Here is a 2,733-nt window from a genome sequence, read left to right on the forward strand (position 1 = left end):
GCTCGGCGACCTCGGCCCGTACGGCAAGCAAGTGGTGCAGTTCTACACTCAGACCAAGACCGTCACCAGTCGTTGGTTCGATGACGACAGCGTCAACGACGGTGTGAACACCACCATCAACCTGCGATAAGGAGCCGGACATGAAAATCGCTTTTATCGGTCTGGGCAACATGGGCGCGCCAATGGCGCGCAACCTGATCAAGGCCGGCCATGCACTGCGCCTGGTGGACCTGAACAAAGCCGTGCTGGCGGAGCTGGAACAACTGGGCGGTAGCATCAGTGCATCGGCCCGCGAAGCGGCAGAGGGCGCCGAGCTGGTCATCACCATGCTGCCTGCCGCGGTGCATGTACGCAGTGTGTGGCTGGGTGAAGATGGTGTGCTCGCCGGTATCGGCAAAGGCGTGCCGGCCGTGGATTGCAGCACCATCGATCCGCAGACCGCGCGGGACGTAGCCGCCGCCGCTGCCAAACAGGGCGTGGCCATGGCCGATGCACCGGTCTCTGGCGGCACCGGTGGTGCAGCCGCCGGGACGCTGACCTTCATGGTCGGCGCCACGCCTGAACTGTTCGCCACCCTGCAACCGGTGCTGGCGCAGATGGGCCGCAACATCGTCCATTGTGGTGAGGTCGGYACCGGGCAAATCGCTAAAATCTGCAACAACCTGCTGCTGGGGATTTCCATGGTCGGCGTCAGCGAAGCCATGGCGCTTGGCGATGCCCTGGGCATCGACACCAAGGTGCTGGCGGGCATCATCAACAGTTCCACCGGGCGTTGCTGGAGTTCGGAGATGTACAACCCGTGGCCGGGCATCGTTGAAACGGCACCAGCGTCGCGCGGTTACACCGGTGGTTTCGGTGCCGAACTGATGCTCAAGGATCTGGGGCTGGCCACAGAAGCGGCGCGTCAGGCGCACCAGCCGGTGGTACTCGGCGCGGTGGCCCAGCAGTTGTATCAGGCGATGAGTTTGCGTGGGGAGGGTGGCAAGGACTTCTCGGCGATTATCAACGGCTATCGCAAGCCGCAATAGCAAGGCTGTGGCAAAAAACTGTGGGAGCGAGCTTGCTCGCGATGAGGTCGTTACAGTCGACATTGATGGTGACTGACCCACCGCTATCGCGAGCAAGCTCGCTCCCACAGGGTACGGCGTTTACCTATAGATATTTGCCGGGAGATCACGTCGGGTGATCCCCCGGTTTTTTGTATCAGGCAAACACGAAATATTTGCGCACGGTTTCCACCACTTCCCAGGTGCCCTTCATTCCCGGTTCGATGACGAAAATGTCGCCGGCGCGCAGGTGGATCGGCGCCATGCCTTCCGGAGTGATGACGCAGTAGCCTTCCTGGAAATGGCAATATTCCCACTTCACATATTCCACGTACCACTTGCCCGGCGTGCAGATCCAGGTGCCCATGATCTTGCTGCCGTCTTCACTCGTGTAGGCGTTGAGGTTGACGGTGTGCGGGTCACCTTCGAGCTTTTCCCATTTGCAGGCGTCGAGCACGGGCAGCGGGTGGGTGTCGCGAAGAACGGTAATCGGTRCGGTCATGATGACTCCGGGCAGTGGGCTCAAGAACTGAAGTCGCACCCTATAGCGCCTGCCCAACCCTCAGTTGTCTGTGCTCGACACTGAGCTGTCCAGAAACGCACGTTCCTCAATTACGGTTCAGCGGGCAGTCGCGCCTGGATTGTTCGAGGCTGTTCTCGAATTCGACCAATTGCGCGTGCTGTTGCGACAGTGCCGCTATCCGCTCGGCGATTTCCTGCTTTTTGCTGGCGAGGATCTGGTGTGCCCGCTCCCATGGCAACTGCGGGCCCTGATGGCCGGCGAAGACCGACTGCAATTCCTTGAGCCTGAAGCCCAACTGTTGGGCACATTTGATGAACATCAGCAGGTCGACGCTGTGCTGGTCATAGATGCGGTACTTGCCCTGACGGCGAGCGGCAGGCAGCAGGCCAATCGACTCGTAGTGACGGATGCTTTTGACAGTGGTTCCGGAACGTTGCGCGGCTTGGCCGATGTACATGGGAAGGTCCTTTTCTCCGAGGGTAAAGCTCGGTGCATTATCGACCGACTCAAGCGCTGGCGATAGCTTCGGCTTGCCGCAACCAGGCCGCATGCCGGTCTGCGCTGGCGCCGAGAATTGGCCCGAAGGTGAGGGTTCGGGTTGGCTTGATGCCACAGAATTCCAGCGTGGTTTTGCGGACCTGATGCAAACCGGGCATGCGGTAGATCCATCGGTAGTACCAGGGCGGTGTGTCCATGGTCACCAGCAAATGGGCGGTTCGGCCGCGCAGGAGTTTGTCGGGGAAGGCTTTGCCCTGGCGATATTTGAAGGCAAAACCGGGCAAGAACACCCGGTCGAAAAAGCCCTTGAGCAAGGCCGGTAYGCCACCCCACCAGATCGGATAAACCAGCGTCAGTTGTTCGGCCCACAGGATATCGGCCTGGGCGTTACGCAAGTCGGCTTCCAGCGGCTGGACCTGCTGATAGCCTTCACGCAGCACCGGGTCAAAATCCATGCTGCCCAGAAACAATTGACGCACCTCATGCCCGGCACGCACTGCCGACTGTGTGTAACGCTCGACAAGGGCGGCGCAGAAGCTATTGCTTGATGGATGCCCGAGGATCACCAGTATTCGTTTGCCCATCATCGTTGTCCTTGAAGATCAAACCTCAAGGATAAAGTCTGCCCCTCAGGGGAGAGTCAAGGCGTGCAGCAGGGCCTTGGCA

The 2,733-nt window shown here is 60.1% G+C and carries 5 protein-coding genes; 2 read left to right on the plus strand and 3 right to left on the minus strand.

From position 1 onward, the window contains the following. On the plus strand, positions 1 to 130 hold a 130-nt coding region (locus tag ACXRVY_RS23095; protein WP_458238337.1), incomplete at its 5' end, for a hypothetical protein. Between the two features lie 10 nt (positions 131 to 140). After that, positions 141 to 1,028 (plus strand): 3-hydroxyisobutyrate dehydrogenase, encoded by an 888-nt coding sequence (mmsB, locus tag ACXRVY_RS23100; RefSeq protein WP_218429167.1) that lies wholly within the window; start codon positions 141 to 143, stop codon positions 1,026 to 1,028. Between the two features lie 175 nt (positions 1,029 to 1,203). Here the strand turns inward: mmsB and ACXRVY_RS23105 are convergent, their stop codons facing one another. The 3 genes from ACXRVY_RS23105 to ACXRVY_RS23115 all read right to left on the minus strand — a co-directional run bounded on the left by ACXRVY_RS23105 (position 1,204) and on the right by ACXRVY_RS23115 (position 2,654). After that, positions 1,204 to 1,548, minus strand: a complete 345-nt coding sequence (locus ACXRVY_RS23105; protein WP_458238335.1) for a cupin domain-containing protein — start codon at positions 1,546 to 1,548, stop codon at positions 1,204 to 1,206. Between the two features lie 106 nt (positions 1,549 to 1,654). Then, entirely contained in the window at positions 1,655 to 2,026 is a 372-nt protein-coding gene (locus ACXRVY_RS23110; protein WP_223463584.1) for a MerR family transcriptional regulator, read from the minus strand. Between the two features lie 49 nt (positions 2,027 to 2,075). Then, the gene (locus ACXRVY_RS23115) at positions 2,076 to 2,654 is read right to left on the minus strand and encodes an NAD(P)H-dependent oxidoreductase (protein ID WP_458238336.1); all 579 of its coding nucleotides are present in this window, start codon (positions 2,652 to 2,654) and stop codon (positions 2,076 to 2,078) included. Between the last annotated feature and the right edge of the window lie 79 nt (positions 2,655 to 2,733).

It is taken from the genome of Pseudomonas sp. P5_A2_2 (assembly GCF_054177685.1).

Coding starts and splice junctions, on each gene's coding strand:
- ACXRVY_RS23110 (WP_223463584.1), bottom strand. CDS start 2,026: ATGTACATCGGCCAAGCCGCGCAACGTTCCGGAACCACTGTCAAAAGC.